The following is a 19,653-nucleotide window of genomic DNA, read 5'->3' on the forward strand; positions in this document are numbered from 1 at the left end:
TCTCCGTCCGTATCTCATCCGAGCCCTACCGCGTTTTATCGTCCAATCCGACCTCTTCCATGTCGGCGTCGCTGATCGTCGCTTTGATGTGGTGGACGATTCTGGGACTTCCGGCTGGCCGTCCGGCGTTCGCCCCGGCTCCAAATCGCGCCTCGACGAGATCATAGAGCAAGCGCGCCGCTTGAATCTCGCCTCCCTCGGGCCGGCCGGACTTTGCCGCCGGAGCCCAGCCGTAGACGTCGAAATGCGCCCAGCTCTGCGCCTTTTCGACAAAGCGGCGCAGGAACAAAGCCGCCGTGATCGAGCCGGCGAAGGGACCGCCGCCGACGTTATTGACGTCGGCGATCTTGCTGTCGAGCATCTTGTCATAGGCGTCCCAAAGCGGCATCCGCCAGACAGGATCCTGACTCGCGGCGCTAAAGCGGGCGATGTCGGCCGCAAGGTCATCGTCCATCGTGTAGAAGGGCGGCAGATCCGGGCCGAGCGCCACCCGCGCCGCGCCCGTCAAGGTGGCGAAATCGATGAGGAGTTCAGGGGCTTCCTCATCCGCAAGCGCCAGAGCGTCGGCGAGAATCAGCCGCCCCTCGGCGTCGGTATTGCCGATTTCGACGGAAAGACCCTTCCGGCTTGGAAAAATATCGCCCGGCCGGAAAGCGTTGGCGGAGATCGCATTTTCGACGATCGGCAACAGCACGCGTAGGCGCACCGGCAGATCGGCCTCCATGATCATCGAGGCGAGCGCCAGAGCCGTTGCCGCGCCGCCCATGTCTTTTTTCATGAGAAGCATGCCAGCCGACGGCTTGATGTCCAATCCGCCCGAATCAAAGCAAACCCCTTTGCCGACAAGGGTTAGTTTGGGATGGCTTGGGTCGCCCCAACTGAAATCAACGAGCCTTGGAACCTCCGCTGCGGCGCGCCCAACTGCATGGATCAGCGGCAGGTCGGCCTCCAGCAATTCATCGCCGCGCACAACCAACACATGCGCATTGAATTGCGTTGCGAGGCTCAAGGCCGCTTCCTCCAGCGCAGCGGGGCCGAGATCATTGGCGGGCGTGTTGATAAGATCGCGCCCGAGCGTCATGGCCTTGGCGATGCGCTCCAGGCGTTGAACGTCGACGCCATGCGGCGCGCAGAGTTGCGGCTGCTCGGATGAATCCATTTTGTAGCGGCTGAAGCGATAGGTCGACAGCAGCCACGATAGAGCGGCCAGCGTTGGATTATGCGGGCTGTTCGCGTAACGGTAGAGGCCGGGCGGAAGCGCCGTCGCCAGTTTGCCGGGCAGGAGAAGATCCTTTATGCGCGCGTCATCGGTCTCGATCCCGAACAGCGCCGCCAAAATGGCTCCTGTGGCGTCCGGCAGAATCTGGCTGCGGCCGGGAGTTGGCTCAAAGCCGCAGGCGTTGGCGAAAGCGGTGGCGGACGCTGGCAGTCCCGCCCGAATCTGCGGCCATGTCTTAGCCGTAACGAACCAGATCGGCGTGGCGTCGGCCGAAGGTTCACGAAGAAAAGACATTGGAAACTCCCGCGAAAAAAACGCAAATTGAAACGAGCGGCGGCGCCGGTCGCCACTCTCCACGGTTAGCGTTTCATGGCCCGCGGCGCAAAGCAAAAGCTCGTCTCGCCGCGTTCCGCTTCCGAAAGAGGATTTGAAGCCCGCTTACAACGAATCCTTGAGCAGGTCCGGGGGGAATAGGCTGCGGAAGCTAGGCTTAAGCAATTGTCAGGACGCTAGAAATTGTATCAACTTGGCGGTCCAAACCTTGACGGGTCCTCGGCCTCGAACGGAAAGGCAAGCGATGGTTTCGCGCATTGTGAAAGTTGAGCCTTTTGATCTCGTGGTGTTCGGCGGAACCGGCGATCTCGCATATCGGAAATTGTTTCCAGCCCTGTTCAGGCGATTCCTCGACGGACAGTTTTCCGAGCCGACGCGAATTATCGGCGCGGCGCGCCATGACTTTGACGCGGATACATTTCGCGGGACGATCGCCAAAGCGTTGCAGCAATTCTCGACCGAAGCGACCAAGGCCGAATCCGTCAATGCCTTTTTGGAGATGATCGATTACGTCAGCCTCGATATTGGCAGCGATGCCGGTTGGGATGTGTTGAGCCGGAAGTTCTCCGACAATTCCGCTCGCGTGCGGGCGTTCTACCTTGCGACCGCGCCTGACCGCTTCGGCCCAATCGCCGCGCAGGTCGCCGCGCATGCGTTGATTACGCCGGAATCGCGCATCATCGTCGAGAAGCCGATCGGCAAGGACGGCGCCTCCGCCGCGCGGATCAATGACGCGATCGGCGCGGTTTTCGCCGAGAGCCAGATTTACCGGATAGATCACTATCTCGGCAAAGAGACGGTGCAGAATTTGATGGCGTTGCGCTTCGCCAATGCTTTGTTTGAGCCGTTGTGGAACTCCGCTCACATTGATCATGTGGAGATCACGGTCGCCGAGACAATCGGCGTCGAGGGACGAGGCGCCTACTACGAAAGCGCTGGCGCATTGCGCGACATGGTGCAGAACCATTTGCTGCAGCTCCTGTGTCTCGTCGCCATGGAGCCGCCGGCCTCGCTCGATGCCGATGCTGTGCGCGACGAGAAGCTGAAGGTGCTGAAATCTCTCGCTCCCATTGACGCAAGCAATGCCGAGTCGCTCACCGTGCGCGGCCAGTATCGCGCCGGGGCCAGCGCCAGCGGGGCCGTGCCGGGCTATCCGGAAGATGTCGGCAATCCGAGCACGACCGTCGAGACTTTCGTTGCGATCAAGGCGACGATCGCTAACTGGCGCTGGGCCAACACGCCGTTCTATCTGCGCACAGGCAAGCGGTTGCCGAAAAGAGTTTCTGAGCTGATCGTCACTTTCCGTTCGATTCCGCATTCGATATTCAGCGGCGAGACGGGCAAAATTTCTCCGACGCGGTTAGTGGTTCGGCTGCAGCCGGATGAGGGCATCAAGCTGTGGCTGATGTTGAAAGAGCCGGGCGCTGGAGGGATGCGCATGCGCCATGTGCCGCTCGACATGGATTTCGCCGAGGCGTTCAAGATCTACGCGCCGGAAGCCTATGAGCGTTTGTTGATGGATGTCATTCGCGGCAATGCGACGCTGTTCATGCGGCGCGATGAAGTCGAAACCGCGTGGCGCTGGGTTGACCCAATCCGCGAGGCGTGGAACCAATCGCCGTTGGAGCCGCGTTTCTATCTCGCGGGCACATGGGGGCCGGCGACCGCGACCGCCCTCGTCGAGCGCGATGGAAGAAGCTGGTACGAGGAAACGAGCTGATCGTCGCCTCGGCGGATCTTTAACGACTGCAAGTTTTTTTATGGACGACTGCATGCGTTCTCTAATGTCGGAGGGCGCGCCTTGCGGCCTGATCACGGGCGCCAGGTTTCGAACATCGGGAGCGACCATGGTTCAGCAGACAATCGCCGACGTTACGGCGCGGATAGCCGAACGAAGCCGACCGACGCGCGAAGCCTATTTGTCGCGCATGGGGGCGATGCGGCTGAAGGGGCCGCGCCGCGGCGCGCTCGGATGCGCCAATCTCGCGCATGGCTTTGCGGCTTGCGGCGTCCACGATAAGCAAGAATTGCGCGCCGACATCGTTCCCAATCTGGCGATTGTCACCGCCTATAATGACATGCTCTCGGCGCATCAGCCTTATGAGGGCTTCCCGGCGATCATCAAGCAGGCCGCGCGGGATGTCGGCGGCGTCGCGCAGGTTGCGGGCGGCGTGCCGGCGATGTGCGATGGGGTCACGCAAGGCCGCGCCGGCATGGAGCTGTCGCTGTTCTCACGCGATGTGATCGCCCTCTCGGCCTCGATCGCCTTGTCGCATGATATGTTCGACGCCGCCGTATTTCTCGGCATTTGCGACAAGATCGTCCCCGGCCTTGTGATCGCCGCGCAGGCCTATGGGCATCTGCCCGCGGTCTTTGTTCCCGCAGGACCAATGCCCTCTGGGGTTTCCAATGACGCCAAGTCAAAACTGCGCCAGCTTTTTGCGGAGGGCAAAGCGTCTCGCGCGGAGTTGCTCGAAGTGGAGGCGGGCTCTTATCACGCGCCGGGGACCTGCACCTTTTACGGGACAGCGAATTCCAACCAGATGCTGATGGAGGCGATGGGCCTGCACTTGCCGGGCAGCTCTTTCGTCAATCCCAATACGCCGCTGCGCGACGCGCTTACCGCCGCTGCGGCAAAGCGCGCCTTGGCGATCACCGCCCTCGGCAATGATTACACGCCGACGTCGAAGATTCTCGACGAGCGCGCTTTCGTCAATGGCGTCGTCGCCTTGCATGCGACGGGCGGCTCGACCAATCACGTCATTCACCTGATCGCTATGGCCCGCGCGGGAGGCATAATCCTGACCTTGGAAGATTTCAGCGATCTTTCGAAAGTTGTTCCTCTGTTGACCCGAATCTATCCCAACGGCTCGGCCGACGTGAATCACTTCACCGCCGCCGGAGGCACGGGTTTTCTCATCGGGCAATTGCTGCAGGCGGGGCTCTTGCATCCCGACGCCGAGACCGTCACGGGCGCCCCGCTGGCCGACCATGCGAAGGAGCCCTATCTCGATGACGGGGAGCTCAAATTTCGCGACGCGCCGCCGCAAAGCCTCGATGAGTCCGTATTGCGTCCATTTAGCAAACCGTTCTCGGTCGATGGCGGCCTAAAAGTGCTTGGAGGCAATCTTGGCCGCGCCGTGATCAAGATCAGCGCGGTGGCCCCGGAGCGCCACGCGGTGCGTGCGCCGGCCCTGATTTTCCACGCGCAGGAAGAGGTTGAGGCCGCGTTCAAGGCGGGCGAACTCAATCGCGATTTTGTCGCGGTGGTGCGCTTTCAGGGCGTCAAGGCGATCGGCATGCCGGAATTGCACAAGCTGACGCCGATCCTGGCTTCGGTGATGGCGCATGGCCACAAGGTCGCGCTCGTCACCGATGGCCGCATGTCCGGCGCTTCCGGCAAAGTGCCGGCGGCGATTCACGTGACGCCGGAGGCGCAAGCGGGCGGTCCGATCGCCAAGCTGCGCAACGGCGACATGATCAGTCTCGATGCGGAGGCTGGAATCTTGACCGTGGAGATTTCGGAGGAAGAACTAAAAGGGCGTCCGCTGGAGACATGCGATCTCGAAGCCTTCGAATATGGCTATGGCCGTGAGCTGTTCCACATGTTTCGCGCTGTAGCGAGCGGTCCCGAGTTGGGCGCGAGCAGCATCAGTTAAAGCATGATCCCAAAAAGTTGGAGACTTTTCGGATGAGATCATGCGTCGAAATAGCGAAAGCATGATCCCGAAAAGTTGGAGACTTTTCGGATGAGATCATGCGCCGCAACTAAAAAAAACGGAGACTGAAATCTCCTCTAGATTATGGATATCGTTGCTGAAAGGCGCGGAGAGAATGCAATATCGACATACCGATGCGACCTTGGAACTTATGAATCGGGTGCCTGTAATTCCGGTGTTGCAAGTCGCCGACGCCGCTGATGCGATGGCGCAAGCCACGGCGCTGATCGCCGGCGGCCTTACAGTGCTCGAAGTTACGCTCCGCACGAAGGCTGCGCTGAAGGCCATCGACATGCTGGCGCGCGCATTTCCCGAGGCGCTCATCGGCGCCGGGACGGTCACGGAACCGGCGCATATTGAGGCGGCTATCGATGCTGGCGCCGCCTTTCTGGTTAGTCCCGGAATGACGCGGCGGCTTTTAGGACCGGCGCGGAAATCGCCCGTTCCTTTCCTGCCCGGCGTCGCCACCGCATCCGAAGCCATGACTCTCTACGAGCGCGGATTTCGCTGCCTGAAGTTTTTCCCAGCCGAGGCGGCGGGCGGAGCGAAATATCTGGCGTCCCTCGCTGGGCCATTGCCAGATCTCGTGTTTTGTCCGACTGGCGGGATCGATTCAGCTAAAGCCAAGATCTATCTCGAGCTTGGCAATGTAGCCTGCGTCGGCGGCTCCTGGATGGTCGCTCCGGCTCTTATAGCCGCTGGCGATTACGCCGGCGTTGAACGGCTAGCGAGGGAAGCCTCGGCGCTTTTGGCCCGCAGCTAGAGGTCGGACATGGCTAAAGGCAAGGAATTCGCCGTCCGGCAATCTATCGTTGAGGCCTGCCGCAGCATGACCCGACTTGGCGTCAATCAGGGTACGGCGGGCAATATTTCCTTGCGCTGGAATGATGGGCTTTTGATCACGCCGTCCGGCCTCCCTTATGATGAGATGAGCGCCGACGATATTGTGTTCATGAACATTGATGGCAGCTACGAGCATGAGCTGGCCGCATCGTCGGAATGGCGTTTCCATCGCGACATTCTGGCGACGCGCAAGGAAGTGAACGCCGTCGTTCACGCGCATCCGGTCTATTGCACGGCCTTCGCCATGTGCCGCATGGAAATTCCTGCGGCCCATTACATGATCGCGGCGGCGGGCGGTCCCACCATTCGTTGCGCGCGCTATGAAACCTATGGCACGCCCGAATTATCGGTTGCCGTATTGGAGGCGCTGAAGGATCGCGCCTGCGCGCTTCTCGCCAACCATGGAATGGTCGCGACCGGATCTGATCTGCGCGAGGCGCTCTGGCTCGCTGTCGAGCTCGAAACCTTGGCCAAACAATACGCGGTGGCGTTGCAAATCGGCGCGCCGCATCTGCTGAGCGATGACGAAATCGCCAAGACGGTCGAAAAATTCAAGGATTACGGAGTGCGGCGGGGGCGAACCGCCAAGAATCCATGACGGAAGCGCGGCGGATCGCCGCGCTTTTTTATGTGATCCATAAATTGCATCCCTGCCAAAAGCAGCCTTTCCAGACCGCCGCCCCGGCGAAAATGCAGAATTAACAACAGTTTTGCGGCATGATTATACATGAAATATCTGCTAAATTGCCATGGCAGCGCGCCGACGTGCCGTCCTGGTTGGCGTGATGTTTGCGTCAACCGATTTGTGCGACGCATTAACTCATTGTGCGGCGCAAACTGCGGGCGCAACCTTTGATGCTCATTCGTCAGCTTCGACTTTGGCGGTCTGAAATAGACTCAATAGGCGGCGGCGATCAACAGATGGAGATAAAGGAATCTAGCCGTGACCACACACGACGGGAAGGCCAAGTTTGGAATTATAATCGCTTTTGCCGCGCTTTTGGCGGCTCCGGCCGCGGCGCAAGATGGCATTACGCTGGAGCGCATCGGCGCCGTTCGCATCGCGTCGCAAGGAGCAGACGATGTCGCCGCCATTCTTTCGGCTCGCGACATACAGGCTGTGGCTCGACGCGATGCGAATGACGCTGCCGTCCCGATTGCGATCGTCACAGACCAGGCGCTGGCGGAACAGCCGATAACCCTGGAGCGCATCGGCGCAGTGCGCATGGCGCAGGAAAGTTTAGACGATCAAGAGGCTATGTTTCTGGCGCACGTCATCCAGGTCGCTACGCAGCGCGATGGGAGTGACGCGGATTCGGCCAGCGAAAAGTAAACCGAAGCCGCCGATGCGGGCAATCGACGCGGACGACTTTCGAAGTGGAGCGGGCGAAGGGAATCGAACCCTCGTATGAAGCTTGGGAAGCTTCCGTTCTACCATTGAACTACGCCCGCGGCGGCCATGGCGCAAACCTTAGCTTGTCGCTCCGCACATTTCAATGGTCCGAGGGGCGTCTTCGCTGGCTAAGGCGTCAATTCAACACGCAGGTTTTGATCCACCAGGAGGGATGCGCGCGCAGTATGGCTTTCTTTGCCCGGCCCGCAGCCTTGCAGTCCTTGAACACCGCAAAGCACGTGGCTCCCGACCCGGACATGCGGGCCACGCGGCAGCCAGGCGCCGCCGACAAAACCGCCAGCACGTCGCCGATGATCGGCGCGAGGCGGCAGGCGGCCGACTCCATATCGTTGCGGCCTTTGCGCAGCGCTGAGATCAAATCCTCGGCATGCATCTTCGGCGATAGATCCGGATGGCCGCCGAACTGGGTCGCGAGGCCGGGGGCGATATTCATGCGCTCGAAAACGCCTTTGGTCTCAAGCGGTTGTCCTGGATTGACGATAAGGCCAATCAGAGGCGGCAGCTCCAGCAGAGGCCCGAGTTCTTCGCCAAGGCCTCGCATCATGCGGGCGCGTCCCGCGAGACAAACGGGAACATCCGCGCCGGTTTTCCGCGCAGCGTCAATGACGCCCTGATCCGTAATTGAAAGACCGTTGGCGCGGGCGAGAAGCCGAAGGGCGGCGGCTGCGTCAGACGAGCCGCCGCCGATTCCCGCCGCTACCGGCAATCGTTTGACGAGATGGAACGAGCCAAGCTTGGCGTCTGGATAATTCTCGGAAAAATGGCGCGCCGCGCGCAACACCAGATTATTGGCGACATCCCCGGAAGCGGGGGCCGTCGGTCCCTCGATCGAGAGGCCCAGCGCATCGCCCGGGACCAACGACAGCTCATCCCCGCTGCGTGAAAAAGCCACGAGGCTTTCGAGCGTATGCCATCCATCGGCGCGACGGCCGAGAATGTGCAAGGTCAAATTGATTTTCGCGGGCGCGCGTTCGCTAAGAACGTGAGGCAAGGCGGATGCAGCCAAAAAATGGGCGGATGTGAAGGAATCGGGCGGCTGCGATAAGCTCAGCCGCCATCCTTCGGAGCGACTTCTTCCTTCGGGGTCGCTTCGGCTGCGGCCGGTTTTGGATCATCCTCCAGCCCATGTTCGATTTTCTGGAGGATCTTGTCTTTATCCTCCGGCTCGGGGCCGAGATCGCGCGCATGGTTCCATTGGAAATGCGCTTCGAGTTTGCGCCCGACGCGCCAATAGGCGTCGCCAAGATGATCGTTGATGACGGGATCTGATGATTTGAGATCGATCGCGCGTTCGAGTTCCTTCACGGCCTCGTCATAGCGGCCGAGCTTGTAATTGGCCCAACCAAGGCTGTCGACGATATAGCCGTCCGTTGGCTGCAGCTCCACGGCCTTGTGCAGCATGACAAAGGCTTCGTCGAGATTCATGCTCTGATCGACCCAGCTGTAGCCGAGATAATTCAAGACAAGCGGCTGATCGGGATAAAGAGACAGCGCCTTTTTGAAGTCCGCCTCAGCTTGCGGCCATTTCTTGTCGCGCTCGTAGGAAATCCCGCGGAAATAATAGAGCGCCCAATTGGCCTTTTCGCTCTTGGCGTTCTCGGCGAGGGCGCGCGTATAGGTTTCGATCGCCTCCGCATATTGCTTGTGCGAACGCTGAAGATTGCCAAGCGCCGACAGCGCTTCCGCATCGTTTGGATGCTCGCTGACGATGCGCTTCAGAAAAGCTGCGGATTCATCCGAACGGCCCAGCGTTTCAAGGATGAGACCGCTCTGTATGTCGGCGGTGGTGCGAAGCGGATCTTTTTCCGGCACCATCGCATAGACATCAATCGACTGCTCATTCTGTTTGATGCGCTCGTAGATATCGGCGAGGGTGATGATGGCGAGACTGTTTTGGGGAGCCAGATAAAGCGAAAGCCGCAAGTAGATCATGGCGGCGAGTTCGTCGCCTTGCCTGCCGCCGGCGGCGCCGAGGCCATAAAGAACTTCGGCTGAGCCCTGTTCGGCGCTCTTGACCAGAACGTCGAGCGGTTTGCCGGCCTTCAGGTCCGCGAGCGCGGCGACCACGATCGGGTGATTTGGGAGGATCTGGTCGAAGTCTTGATAGACCTTGATCGCTCCGGCAGTATCGCCGCTGTGGGCGAGGAAGCGGGCGTAGGCGTCGGCGAGACGCAAGGTATTCTTGTCAGAGTCATAGGCCGCCTTCATGCGCCTTGCTGCTTCGGGCGCATTATTCGCGACATTGGCGATGAGGCCGGCGTGATAATCGCGGAATACGCCGAAATTCTCGTCGCGTAGCCGATCGACAAGTTCAAGCGCTCTGCGGGGATTGCCTTGGCCAACATAGGACCAGGCCATCAGTAGGGTAGCGGTGATGTCCCGCTGCTGATTTGAGCCGCCTTTGAGGAAATGCGCCTGCGCGACGGAAAATTGCTTCGCCTTGATCGCCTGAACGCCAAGGGCAAGGTGGGCGAGGCTATTGTCGGGATCGCGCGCGACCAGTCGATCTGCGAGGCTAAAAGCGTCGCGCATATTGCCGTTCGAGAGCGCTGCAACGAAAGCGCGTTCGATCAGCTTTGGATTCTTCGGGTCGAATCGCAGGGCCTCGCGAAAGAACGTCGCGGCGGCGACCGTATCGCGCTCGGCGCCGGCGACGAGGGCCGCAAGATAATTGCCAGCGGGACTCTCTCCAACTTCAAAGGGCGTCGCAATGGCCAGGTTTTCCCTCGCGCGCGCTTCGGCTCCGACCAGCCCGGCCGGGAGCAGAAAGGCCGCAATAGCAGCCAAGGCAATCCCTCGCCGGCCAAATTTGCTCCACTTTGGCTGGATGGACGTCAATCGGGCGGCAAGCAAGCAAACTGATTTGGACTCGAGCGACATGCGATCGTTTTTCCGTGCCAGAGGTGGCGCCCCGATGATGGGGAGTGGACTGAAGGACTTCTCACGGGGAACATGGCCGTTTTGCGTCGGCCAAGCAAGCGTGCGTCTTGGTAGATCGGCCACATTTTCGCGATCCGCCCAATCGTGGCGCTCGGCTAATCTGAGGCCAAGTGGCCGATAAGGTTAAAGACCGGTCCTCGCGAGAGGCGTCAAAAGGAGGCGGTGAATAAAGGCAGCGCGAGCTACGGGCCGCCAGTAATCCCGTCAAGTCTGACCGGGTCGCAGCTTATAGAAAATATGATGCCCAATCACGTCCATTTTTTCAAGCTTTTTGGCCCAGCGCGGTCGCACGTAATTGGCGTGATAATGGGTTGCGCGGCCAACGTCGGAAACATAAGTGGCGCCAGACGTGACCTCCGCCGCAATGCGGACCGCCGTCCGCCACGCCTCGGGCTCGGTGACGCGCAGCGATCTGCCTTCGCAGGCGAAGGAGAACTGGCAGGCGTTGCGGCGTTGCCGATTTTGGTAGACGACGCCGCAGATGGTCTGCGGGTAAAGGCCGCTCGAGACGCGGTTGAGAACCACTTGCGCGACCGCCGCCTGCCCTTCGTCGGATTCGTTGCGCGCCTCGAAATAGATGGCTTCCGCAAGACAGCGCTTTTCCTGCGTCGCTCGATCCGGATCGATGAGCGCTGCGAAATCTTGCCGGGGCGCGCGGAGCGCGAGGCTCGCATTGGGGATGGATGCTTGCGGCGCGGCGGCGATGGCCTCGACCTCGACCGGCGTCGAATCGGCGGGGACCGGCGTCGTCGAGCCGAGAGCGCTGGCGCGTCCGACTGCCGGGGTTGCGCCTTGCAGGAGCCGCTCAGTGATCGCTGCAGGCCGCATCGTCATGGCGCCCCCGTCCTGACCCGGCGAAGCGTCGGCGCGCGAGGGGGTCGTCGTCGGACTTTCGCCATCCGGCCAGGGCTCGAATGCGGCGACGCTGTCTGGTCCGGCAAAATCGCCCTCGGCCGCCTCAAAACCGCCGACCGGCCAAGCTTCATCATGATCAAAGAGGAGGTCATGCGCGCGCAAATTGGCGAGGCCGCCTGATCGCCGCAACCGGGTGTCGAAGGTGGGGCGAAGGCCAACGATCGGATCGCCCTTATGGCTGCGGTCAAGAGCAGGAAATGGCGGGGCGTTCGGCTTGAGGTCGGCGCGGGGCTCGATTTCATCGGGAAGGCGGCTGAACGTCTCCGCTTCGCCAAGCTCGAGGCTGGCCCTGAACAGGAGGCGCGGGGAGAGCCCCGCAAATGAGGGAAGATCGCCGCCAAGCAGCGCGATTTCGGCGGGAATCAGCTCCGCCGGCGCTGCTGGCGCGCGCCAGGACAAATAGGCGAGGGAACCCCCGATCGCGGCTTCCTGGCCGGCGTCCGCCGGCATCGACATGGCGAGCGCTGCGCCAAGCCACCAACGCGCGATGCAGCCGATAGCCCAACCGATCCGCAAACGACCCATACGCACTCGCGCCCACCTCAAGCTTTGGCTCGGTCCAGCCAAATTGGGCCAGATCCCGTGCCTGCTCGTGCGTTATTATTCTCATTTAAGTTTGAGAACAGGTTACCGGCGATAAGCTGCGCCGTGCCACAATGGCGCAATCGCGGCAAAGCCGCGCCGCCAATCGGTTTTCGGGCATCGATTTTCAGAAGGTGCGATTGACGCAGAAATCGACGACATCGCTCAAAGCGAATTTCCAGGGCGACGGCGGAAACAGCTCCAAGGCGTCCCGCGCCATGGCGCCATAATGACGGGCGCGTTCAATCGTGTCCTCAAGCGCGCGATGCCTATGCATGGTCGCGATCGCCGCCTCGAGGTCGCCTTCGCCGATTTCGCCATTTTCCAGCGTGCGCCGCCAGAACTCCCTCTGCTCCTGCGTGCCTCGACGAAATGAGAGCACCACAGGCAGGGTGATCTTTCCTTCGCGAAAATCATCGCCGACATTTTTGCCGAGCTTGGCCGAAGCGCCGCCATAGTCGAGCGCGTCATCGATCAACTGAAAGGCGACGCCGAGATTGATCCCGTAGCCGCGGCAGGCGGCGATTTCGGCTTTGGACCGTTTCGCCAGCAGCGGTCCGACCTCGCAGGCCGCGCCGAACAGGGCCGCCGTCTTGGCGCGGATGACGGCGAGGTAATCGTCCTCGCTGGTTTGGGTGTCCTTGGCGGCGGAGAGCTGCATCACTTCGCCTTCGGCGATGATGGCGGCCGCCGAAGAGAGCACGTCGAGGCAGGGCAGGGACGCGACCTCGACCATCATCTTGAAAGCTTGGCCGAGAAGAAAGTCGCCGACGAGGACGCTCGCTTCATTGCCCCACAGCATGCGCGCCGCGAGCTTGCCCCGGCGCATGTCGCTCTCGTCCACAACGTCGTCATGCAGAAGCGTGGCCGTATGCATGAACTCCACCGAGGCGGCGAGCTTGATATGGCCGGCGCCGCCATAGCCGCACAACCCGGCGGCGGCCAGGGTCAGCATCGGCCGCAGCCGCTTGCCGCCGGAAGAGATAAGGTGATTGGCGACCTCGGGGATCATGGATACGTCGGAAGCGGAGCGGCTCAGAATCGTCTGATTGACGCGATCCATATCTGCGCTCACCAAGGCGAGCAGCGCCTCGATGCCCGGTTCTTGCGTTTTTTCGTCTATCGGAATGACAACGCCCAAGATGGAATTCTCCGCGGATCGGCGAGTTCTTATTAGGGCTGCGACGCGCACTTCGCAACTCATGAGGGCGATTCCCGGACTTTGCTCCAGGAATGGAGAGGAGCGCGGTCGGCGGCGAAATAGAGAGGTTGCAGCTTTCGCTTAGCCCAGCCACACATGGTGAATTAGGGAAAGCCAGCCTGGAGAGGCCCGTTGATTGAACTTCTTCGCACCAATGATCTTGTGCTGATTTCGCGCGTCGAAGCAATCCTGGCTGACGCCGACATAGATTTCTTCATCGCCGATCGGCATATGAGTGCTATGGAGGGTTCGCTAGCGTTTTTGCCCCGCCGCGTGCTCGTTCCGACGGACGAGGCGGACCGCGCCCGCGCAGCCCTGGCGGAGGCCGGCCTTGCCGAGGAATTGCGCGATGGCTGAGCCCCTGGCCGGCCTCGCGCCCGAAATCGCAACCGATTTATTCCTCGGCGGCGGCTTGCGCCTGCGTCAATCCGCGCGCGGCCATCGCGCCGGAACCGACGCCGTGCTGCTCGCCGCCGCCGCCCCGGCCGATTTTGCGGGGCTCGCCATCGATGTCGGCTCTGGCGTCGGCGCGGCGGGTCTGGCTTTGGCGCTCGCTCGGCCAAAAGCGCGGATAGGCCTCGTCGAAATCGATCCCGCGGCGGCGGCTCTAGCGCGGGAAAATCTGGCGCTGAATGGGATGGCTGATCGGGGCGCGGTGTTCGAGGCCGATATTTTTTCGCCGGCCAGCCGCCGCGCCGCCGGCCTGTTCGACGAAAGCGCCGGTCTTGTGATCACCAATCCGCCGTTTTTTGATCCGGGGCGGGCGCGCTTATCGCCCCAACCCGGAAAGCGCCGCGCGCACGCCATGCCAGAAGAGGGACCGGCCTCGCTCTCGGCTTGGATCGCCGCTTGCCTGGCGTTGGTCGAGCCCGGAGGATCGTTCGTCCTGATTCATCGGCCGGAGGCCTTGCCCGCAATCCTTGAGGGCTTAGCGAGGCGCGCTGGCGGGGTTGCGATTCTGCCGATTCACCCGCGAGGCGATGCGTCGGCGATCCGGATTCTCGTGCGCGGGAAAAAAGGCAGCCGGACGCCTGTTTCGATCGCGCCGCCGCTTATTCTTCATGAGGGAGACCGCTTTACGGACGCGGCCGAGGCGATCCATCGCGGCGTCTCGATGATCGATTGGTAAGGCGTTAGCCAAGGCGTCCTGAGACGCCTTGGCTCTTTGTTGGAATTACCAGCGATGATAATACCTATGCCAATGGTGATGCCAATGGCGGCGCCAATAGGCCTTTTGCGCTTGCGCTTCAGGCGCAACCGACTCCCCAGCGATCTTCACGCTCGAGCCAGCGCCGGCAAGGCCGGACAGCGGCGCCGCCTGGCCAAGGCCGGCAAAGCCGAGGCTCCCCATCAAGGCCGCGCCGGCGACCAGACCGATTTTTATTCCTAAGCGCATTGTCATGCCTCCGTTGAACATTGCGCCTCACCCCTAACAGTACACCATGAAAAAAGCAAGTCTACCAATACAACGGACGCCACGGGTGATAATACCTATGGTAATAATACGGATGGTAGTAATGCCGATAGTAGGGGTGGTAATAGCGACGATAGTAATGTCTGTAATAAGGATGGTAATAATGGTGATAATAAGGGCGCCAACGATGCCAGCGATGCCAACGATGATAATAATAATAGGCCTTCTCGATGGTCGATGTCTCGACCGTCGCGTGTTCCAGCGCTCGGACAGCCGGAGCTCCCTGTAGGAGACCGGCTATCGGGGCGGCTTGAACGAGACCGCAGCCCACAAAAGCGCCGCAAGCGGTAATTGCCGCCAAGGCTAACATGCGCATAAATTTCATTTATCCCTCCTCGGGTAATGAAAAAATTGCACAAGAAGCGTGCATTGAAATCACCCCTGGCGCAATGGCCAACTAATGTTTTTGCGAAGCGCATGTCTCGAATCGGCGTAGCCGCCGTCGTCCAACCGATAGTTGGAGTGGAAATGGCCATCGCCTTGCTGTACGAGACCTTTATCTTGACGTTTCCGGGCGCTTGAACAGTGCTCCTTGCTGCCGCGCAGACGACCGAATGCATCGAAATGCGCCGTTCCGTCCAACCAGGTTTCGCAACTGATGAATGACGCCGCCCGTGAGATCCAAGACGAATCAAGGGCTTCCTCAACAGCTTCGCTTGACGCGAAGCGTTCGTTCCAAGGCCTGATTCTTACCCTTCAGCAATTCTGGGCCGCGCAGGGCTGCGTTATTCTGCAGCCCTATGACATGGAGGTCGGAGCCGGCACGTTTCATCCAGCGACCGCCTTGCGTTCGCTTGGCCCGCGCCCGTGGAAGGCCACTTATGCGCAGCCCTCGCGCCGCCCAAAAGATGGCCGCTATGGCGAAAATCCCAATCGCCTGCAGCATTACTATCAATTTCAGGTGATCTTGAAGCCATCTCCGCCGGATTTACAGGCGCTATACTTGGCCTCGCTCGAAACCATCGGGATTAACCTTCGACTGCACGATGTCCGGTTCGTCGAGGATGATTGGGAAAGTCCGACGCTTGGAGCCTGGGGACTTGGCTGGGAATGCTGGTGCGATGGCATGGAAGTTTCGCAATTCACCTATTTCCAGCAGGTGGCCGGGATCGAATGCGCCCCCGTTTCAGGCGAATTGACTTATGGCCTCGAGCGCCTCGCCATGTATGTGCAGGGGGTTGAAAGCATCTACGACCTGAATTTCAACGGACGCGAGGGCGCGGACAAAATTACCTACGGCGATGTTTTCAAACAGGCCGAGGAGGAATATTCCCGCTATAATTTCGAGGCGGCAAATGTCGATGCGTTGTTCCAACACTTCCGCGACGCCGAAGCAGAGTGCAAGGCGCTTCTTGCGCAAGGAGATCGCGACGGACATCATCTAATGGTGTTGCCCGCTTATGATCAGTGCCTCAAAAGCTCACATATTTTCAACCTGCTCGACGCTCGGGGGGTCATTTCAGTGACCGAGCGGCAAAGCTATATCTTTCGCGTCCGCGAGCTTGCGAAAGCCTGCGGCGCCGCTTGGCTCAAGACCAAGGCCGGCGGCGCCTGAGGCGAAGATGACTTCTTGCGCGGGCTAACGATGACCGGCGTGCGCTCCGCCGCCGTGGAAGCCGCCATGCCCGCCATGGAAACCGCCGCCGCCGACTCCTACGCTGCGGCCGGTGCGCACGCCGCCGCCGTAGCCGGCGTAATGGCCGCCATACCCGTTACCACCGTAATAGCCTCCGCCACCGCCATAATAGCCGCCGCCGTCATACCCGCAGCCGTAATAGCCGCAGGAACCTAGCGTTGCCGCTCCGACGCCCAGCGAAAACAGGCCGAGAGCCGCGCCGGCGGCCGCGGCGCCGGGATCCGACCTGTAATAATGGCCGCGGTAATGCCGATAAACGACCTGGTCGGTCTGCGCCTGTTGTGGCGTCAGCAATTGCGGCGTCGCAACGCTCATGGGACCGGCGGATGCTGTTGCTGCGCCCGCAATCAGGGCCGCACAAGAAAGTGCTGAAATTCTTGAATTAATCATGAAATTCCTCCATTTGAGCGGCTAACGCGCCCGATGCCCGCCCGTTCCCAAAGGCTCGCCTCGTAGCTAAATCGGCCAGGGGAAGCGTCGAACGATCGTTTTTTACTGGGCAAGCGCCCCTTATATGTTTAGCTCTCGCCGGCTCCCGCCACATCGCCGGCTCCGCGCCTAGGCCGAAACGAGACCATGCCCGACCTTCTCCTCGAATTATTCTCCGAAGAAATCCCCGCCCGCATGCAGGCGCAGGCGGCGGACGATTTACAGCGTCTCGTGACGGAAGCGCTGCGCGAGCGCGGCCTTTCCTTCGAGGGAGCCGCGAGTTTCGCGACGCCGCGACGACTCGCTTTGCACATCGCCGGACTGCCGCCGCGGCAGCCGGATCTGCGCGAGGAAAAGAGGGGGCCGCGGGTCGGAGCGCCCGAGGCGGCCGTGCAGGGTTTCTTGAAAAGCGCCGGATTGACCTCGCTCGCAGAAGCCAAGATCGAGGTGGACCCGAAAAAGAAGAGCGAATTCTATCTCGCCGTCGTCGAGCGCAAAGGACAGCCGAGCATCGACGTCCTGGCGGAAATTCTGCCCCAGATCATCAAGCGCTTTCCCTGGCCAAAATCGATGCGCTGGGGGCCGGCTTCCGTGCGCACGGATAGTTTGCGCTGGGTGCGCCCGCTCCATTCGATCCTGGCGACCTTTGGCCCTGAGTCGGAAGACCCGGAGATTGTGCCATTTGAGGTTGACGGCGTCGTCGCTGGCAATATCACCTTTGGGCACAGGTTCATGCGCCCGCAAGCCATCAGGGTGCGGCGCTTTGATGATTACGCTCCAGCGCTCGAAAAGGCCAAAGTCGTGCTCGACCCGGCTCGCCGGCGCGATATCATCCTCTTCGACGTGCGCGATTTAGCGTTGGCGCAGGGGCTCGAACTTGTCGAGGATGACGCGCTTTTGCATGAGGTCGCGGGACTGGTTGAATGGCCCGTCGCGCTGATCGGCGAATTCGACGCGGGTTTTCTCGAAATTCCGCCGGAAGTCATCCGCGCCACAATTCGCGCCAATCAGAAATGTTTCGTGCTGAAGGATCCGGTCAGCGGGCGCCTCGCCAATAAATTCGCGCTGGTCGCTAACATCGAGGCGAGCGATGGCGGCGCGGCGATCGCCGCCGGCAATGGCCGCGTCGTGCGGGCGCGCTTGTCTGACGCGCGATTTTTCTGGAAAACCGATCTTGAAATAAGTCTCGAAGACCGCCTTCCTAAGCTGGACGCCGTGGTCTTCCATGAAAAGCTCGGCACGCAACGCGCGCGAGTCGATCGCCTTGTTCTGCTTGCCCGCGAAATCGCGCCGCTTGTTGGGGCCGACCCGGCGCTGGCGGCGCGCGCGGCGCAGCTGGCGAAGGCTGACCTTACCTCCGAAATGGTCGGCGAATTTCCCGAATTGCAGGGGCTGATGGGGCGCTATTATGCCCTTGCGCAGGGCGAGGTTCCGCAAGTCGCCGAGGCGATCGAAGATCATTACAAGCCGCAAGGGCCAAACGATCGCGTGCCGGAAAAAGCTGTCTCGATCGCTGTGGCGCTCGCCGACAAGATCGATATTTTGGTCGGATTCTGGACGATTGACGAGAAGCCGACCGGAAGCAAAGACCCTTATGCCTTGCGGCGCGCGGCTCTGGGCGTCATCGCATTGATTATCGAGAACGGGCTGCGGTTGCGGCTGCGCGCCGTTTTCGCGGCGGCCTTCCGGCTTCACGCCGACCAGGCGCGTTTGCAGTCAAGCGACAATAGGGTTGCACGCGCGAATCTGGACGAGCGAAGCCTTTCGCTAGAGCTCCTTGGCTTTTTTGGCGATCGCCTGAAGGTTTTTCTGCGTGAGCGCGGGGCCCGGCATGATCTCATCGATGCGGTTTTCGCTTTGCAGGATCAGGATGATCTGCTGCTGATCGTGCGCCGGATTGAAGCGCTTGGCGCATTGCTGGATCGAGAGGATGGCGCGAACCTTCTCGCGGGCTATCGGCGCGCCGCTAATATTCTCCGTGCGGAAGAGAAGAAATCGAACGCGGAGGAGGCCGCGGCTTTTTCGCAGCCCTATGCGCCGGAGGCTTTCGTCGAACCCGAAGAACGCGCGCTCGCCGCCGTTCTTGAGCCAGCCGCGATCGAGGCTAAGGGGTGCATCGCGCACCAGGATTTTGAGGGAGCGATGCGCGCCCTCGCGGGCCTAAGGCAGCCGGTCGACGCATTTTTCGAAAAAGTGACGGTGAATGCGCCCGAAGCGGGGCTGCGGCTCAATCGGCTGCGGCTTCTTGCCGCGCTGCGTCGGGAGGTCGATGAAGTCGCCGATTTCTCGCGTATAGACGGGTGATTTTTCGCGGTCTTTTTCTTTACGATTTCTTTAGTTTGATCGCTCGCCTTCCCAATCGATCCCTTATTGGTTTTGGAGTCATCCTTCCCCTCGGCCGCTTCTTGCGGTCCGATGGAGCGAAAGATGAAAGCAAGATCAAAAATCGGGTCCTGGCCTAGCCGGCCTGATCTCGTCTATGCGGGCGTCGTCGCCATGATCATCTGCGTTGGACTCGTAGCGCGTGGGATCGGCCTTCTGCCGCTGCAATAGGGGATCAAGTTGGATTATTCGCACGAAACTCAAGAAAATGAAGCTGAGTCAAGCAAGGAGCCTCCCAGTCTGATCGTCGGTCGCGATGACAAGAATCATTGGATCGTCGTTGAAACCCACGGACTGTGCGGCGGCATTTTCGCAAATGAGGCTGCGGCGATGCATTACGCGCGGGAAGAGAGCCGCGGTCGTCCGGGCGCAGTGAGCCTCGCCCCAAATCATCTGGCTTTGAACATAAACGGGTCGCCACACGGACAATTCCGTGCGCGACGCTAGAGCGTGATCCTGAAAAGTTCAGAGTTTTCGAAAGAGTAGAGTTTTCGAAAGAGTCATGCATTGAAAACCACAGATGAAATGCATGAACTAAACGACGTGAAGCAATCATTGCATACGCG

Annotated in this window: 18 protein-coding genes and 1 tRNA gene; 10 read left to right on the forward strand and 9 right to left on the reverse strand. The window is 60.7% G+C overall.

Going from position 1 to position 19,653, the window contains the following annotated elements; all coding sequences use genetic code 11:
- Nucleotides 1–25 precede the first annotated feature (25 nt).
- Nucleotides 26–1,513, reverse strand: coding sequence for a leucyl aminopeptidase family protein (locus WDN46_06370; protein ID MEJ0093050.1), 1,488 nt, complete (start codon nt 1,511–1,513; stop codon nt 26–28).
- A gap of 283 nt (nt 1,514–1,796) precedes the next feature.
- Here WDN46_06370 and zwf point away from each other — a divergent pair, with 283 nt between their 5' ends.
- From zwf to WDN46_06395, 5 genes are all read left to right on the forward strand, one after another.
- The gene (zwf, locus tag WDN46_06375) at nt 1,797–3,272 is read left to right on the forward strand and encodes a glucose-6-phosphate dehydrogenase (GenBank protein MEJ0093051.1); all 1,476 of its coding nucleotides are present in this window, start codon (nt 1,797–1,799) and stop codon (nt 3,270–3,272) included.
- A 127-nt stretch (nt 3,273–3,399) separates the two neighbouring features.
- Nucleotides 3,400–5,211: a phosphogluconate dehydratase gene (gene edd, locus WDN46_06380; GenBank protein ID MEJ0093052.1), complete on the forward strand. Its 1,812-nt coding sequence runs from the start codon at nt 3,400–3,402 to the stop codon at nt 5,209–5,211.
- Between the two features lie 211 nt (nt 5,212–5,422).
- Nucleotides 5,423–6,034 (forward strand): bifunctional 4-hydroxy-2-oxoglutarate aldolase/2-dehydro-3-deoxy-phosphogluconate aldolase, encoded by a 612-nt coding sequence (gene eda, locus WDN46_06385; protein MEJ0093053.1) that lies wholly within the window; start codon nt 5,423–5,425, stop codon nt 6,032–6,034.
- A 9-nt stretch (nt 6,035–6,043) separates the two neighbouring features.
- Entirely contained in the window at nt 6,044–6,712 is a 669-nt protein-coding gene (locus tag WDN46_06390; protein ID MEJ0093054.1) for a class II aldolase/adducin family protein, read from the forward strand.
- A 345-nt stretch (nt 6,713–7,057) separates the two neighbouring features.
- Nucleotides 7,058–7,447 (forward strand): hypothetical protein, encoded by a 390-nt coding sequence (locus WDN46_06395; protein MEJ0093055.1) that lies wholly within the window; start codon nt 7,058–7,060, stop codon nt 7,445–7,447.
- 45 nt (nt 7,448–7,492) lie between these two features.
- Here the strand turns inward: WDN46_06395 and WDN46_06400 are convergent.
- From WDN46_06400 to WDN46_06420, 5 genes are all read right to left on the reverse strand, one after another.
- Nucleotides 7,493–7,566 (reverse strand) — tRNA-Gly (locus WDN46_06400).
- A 77-nt stretch (nt 7,567–7,643) separates the two neighbouring features.
- Complete coding sequence (locus WDN46_06405; protein MEJ0093056.1) at nt 7,644–8,519, reverse strand: 4-(cytidine 5'-diphospho)-2-C-methyl-D-erythritol kinase; 876 nt, start codon at nt 8,517–8,519, stop codon at nt 7,644–7,646.
- A 56-nt stretch (nt 8,520–8,575) separates the two neighbouring features.
- A complete protein-coding gene (locus WDN46_06410; protein MEJ0093057.1) occupies nt 8,576–10,315 on the reverse strand; it encodes a tetratricopeptide repeat protein in 1,740 nt (579 codons plus the stop codon).
- Between the two features lie 357 nt (nt 10,316–10,672).
- The gene (locus WDN46_06415; GenBank protein ID MEJ0093058.1) at nt 10,673–11,908 is read right to left on the reverse strand and encodes a cell wall hydrolase; all 1,236 of its coding nucleotides are present in this window, start codon (nt 11,906–11,908) and stop codon (nt 10,673–10,675) included.
- A gap of 184 nt (nt 11,909–12,092) precedes the next feature.
- Nucleotides 12,093–13,106 (reverse strand): polyprenyl synthetase family protein, encoded by a 1,014-nt coding sequence (locus WDN46_06420; GenBank protein ID MEJ0093059.1) that lies wholly within the window; start codon nt 13,104–13,106, stop codon nt 12,093–12,095.
- A gap of 192 nt (nt 13,107–13,298) precedes the next feature.
- Here WDN46_06420 and WDN46_06425 point away from each other — a divergent pair, with 192 nt between their 5' ends.
- Both WDN46_06425 and WDN46_06430 read left to right on the forward strand, forming a co-directional pair.
- Complete coding sequence (locus tag WDN46_06425; GenBank protein ID MEJ0093060.1) at nt 13,299–13,523, forward strand: DUF2007 domain-containing protein; 225 nt, start codon at nt 13,299–13,301, stop codon at nt 13,521–13,523.
- Complete coding sequence (locus WDN46_06430; GenBank protein ID MEJ0093061.1) at nt 13,516–14,295, forward strand: methyltransferase; 780 nt, start codon at nt 13,516–13,518, stop codon at nt 14,293–14,295. The genes WDN46_06425 and WDN46_06430 overlap by 8 nt, the downstream gene beginning before the upstream one ends.
- 45 nt (nt 14,296–14,340) lie before the next feature.
- On the opposite strand, the gene WDN46_06435 is transcribed toward WDN46_06430, so the two are convergent.
- A complete protein-coding gene (locus WDN46_06435; GenBank protein MEJ0093062.1) occupies nt 14,341–14,562 on the reverse strand; it encodes a hypothetical protein in 222 nt (73 codons plus the stop codon).
- Nucleotides 14,563–14,623: 61 nt separating this feature from the next.
- Nucleotides 14,624–14,965: a hypothetical protein gene (locus tag WDN46_06440; protein MEJ0093063.1), complete on the reverse strand. Its 342-nt coding sequence runs from the start codon at nt 14,963–14,965 to the stop codon at nt 14,624–14,626.
- 273 nt (nt 14,966–15,238) lie between these two features.
- Between WDN46_06440 and WDN46_06445 the strand changes: the two genes are divergently transcribed.
- Complete coding sequence (locus tag WDN46_06445; GenBank protein MEJ0093064.1) at nt 15,239–16,195, forward strand: glycine--tRNA ligase subunit alpha; 957 nt, start codon at nt 15,239–15,241, stop codon at nt 16,193–16,195.
- Between the two features lie 24 nt (nt 16,196–16,219).
- On the opposite strand, the gene WDN46_06450 is transcribed toward WDN46_06445, so the two are convergent.
- Nucleotides 16,220–16,591 (reverse strand): hypothetical protein, encoded by a 372-nt coding sequence (locus WDN46_06450; GenBank protein ID MEJ0093065.1) that lies wholly within the window; start codon nt 16,589–16,591, stop codon nt 16,220–16,222.
- A 261-nt stretch (nt 16,592–16,852) separates the two neighbouring features.
- Here WDN46_06450 and glyS point away from each other — a divergent pair, with 261 nt between their 5' ends.
- Together glyS and WDN46_06460 are read left to right on the forward strand one after the other, a co-directional pair.
- Nucleotides 16,853–19,009 carry a glycine--tRNA ligase subunit beta gene (glyS, locus tag WDN46_06455; protein MEJ0093066.1) on the forward strand — a complete coding sequence of 719 codons (2,157 nt, stop codon included), beginning with the start codon at nt 16,853–16,855 and terminating at the stop codon, nt 19,007–19,009.
- 123 nt (nt 19,010–19,132) lie between these two features.
- Nucleotides 19,133–19,258, forward strand: a complete 126-nt coding sequence (locus WDN46_06460) for a hypothetical protein (protein ID MEJ0093067.1) — start codon at nt 19,133–19,135, stop codon at nt 19,256–19,258.
- Nucleotides 19,259–19,653 lie beyond the last annotated feature (395 nt).

The sequence above is a fragment of the Methylocella sp. genome, assembly GCA_037200525.1.
In the GTDB taxonomy this organism is placed as follows: Bacteria; Pseudomonadota; Alphaproteobacteria; order Rhizobiales; family Beijerinckiaceae; genus Methylocapsa.